We start from the raw sequence: 1,590 nt of genomic DNA on the forward strand, positions 1-1,590 counted from the left end.
TGTGAGCTCGATGAGTAGGGCGGGACACGTGGTATCCTGTCTGAATATGGGGGGACCATCCTCCAAGGCTAAATACTCCTGACTGACCGATAGTGAACCAGTACCGTGAGGGAAAGGCGAAAAGAACCCCGGCGAGGGGAGTGAAAAAGAACCTGAAACCGTGTACGTACAAGCAGTGGGAGCAGTGACTGCGTACCTTTTGTATAATGGGTCAGCGACTTATATTCTGTAGCAAGGTTAACCGAATAGGGGAGCCGAAGGGAAACCGAGTCTTAACTGGGCGTTAAGTTGCAGGGTATAGACCCGAAACCCGGTGATCTAGCCATGGGCAGGTTGAAGGTTGGGTAACACTAACTGGAGGACCGAACCGACTAATGTTGAAAAATTAGCGGATGACTTGTGGCTGGGGGTGAAAGGCCAATCAAACCGGGAGATAGCTGGTTCTCCCCGAAAGCTATTTAGGTAGCGCCTCGTGAATTCATCTCCGGGGGTAGAGCACTGTTTCGGCAAGGGGGTCATCCCGACTTACCAACCCGATGCAAACTGCGAATACCGGAGAATGTTATCACGGGAGACACACGGCGGGTGCTAACGTCCGTCGTGAAGAGGGAAACAACCCAGACCGCCAGCTAAGGTCCCAAAGTCATGGTTAAGTGGGAAACGATGTGGGAAGGCCCAGACAGCCAGGATGTTGGCTTAGAAGCAGCCATCATTTAAAGAAAGCGTAATAGCTCACTGGTCGAGTCGGCCTGCGCGGAAGATGTAACGGGGCTAAACCATGCACCGAAGCTGCGGCAGCGACGCTTATGCGTTGTTGGGTAGGGGAGCGTTCTGTAAGCCTGTGAAGGTGTGCTGTGAGGCATGCTGGAGGTATCAGAAGTGCGAATGCTGACATAAGTAACGATAAAGCGGGTGAAAAGCCCGCTCGCCGGAAGACCAAGGGTTCCTGTCCAACGTTAATCGGGGCAGGGTGAGTCGACCCCTAAGGCGAGGCCGAAAGGCGTAGTCGATGGGAAACAGGTTAATATTCCTGTACTTGGTGTTACTGCGAAGGGGGGACGGAGAAGGCTATGTTGGCCGGGCGACGGTTGTCCCGGTTTAAGCGTGTAGGCTGGTTTTCCAGGCAAATCCGGAAAATCAAGGCTGAGGCGTGATGACGAGGCACTACGGTGCTGAAGCAACAAATGCCCTGCTTCCAGGAAAAGCCTCTAAGCATCAGGTAACATCAAATCGTACCCCAAACCGACACAGGTGGTCAGGTAGAGAATACCAAGGCGCTTGAGAGAACTCGGGTGAAGGAACTAGGCAAAATGGTGCCGTAACTTCGGGAGAAGGCACGCTGATATGTAGGTGAAGTCCCTCGNTGGAGCTGAAATCAGTCGAAGATACCAGCTGGCTGCAACTGTTTATTAAAAACACAGCACTGTGCAAACACGAAAGTGGACGTATACGGTGTGACGCCTGCCCGGTGCCGGAAGGTTAATTGATGGGGTTAGCGGTAACGCGAAGCTCTTGATCGAAGCCCCGGTAAACGGCGGCCGTAACTATAACGGTCCTAAGGTAGCGAAATTCCTTGTCGGGTAAGTTCCG

At 53.0% G+C, this 1,590-nt stretch carries 1 rRNA gene; it reads left to right on the forward strand.

What is annotated here, in order from left to right:
* A 23S ribosomal RNA gene (locus E2L05_RS20520) occupies positions 1-1,590 on the forward strand; the annotation flags it as partial.

It is taken from the genome of Meridianimarinicoccus aquatilis (assembly GCF_004358675.1).
Classification (GTDB): domain Bacteria; phylum Pseudomonadota; class Alphaproteobacteria; order Rhodobacterales; family Rhodobacteraceae; genus Meridianimarinicoccus; species Meridianimarinicoccus aquatilis.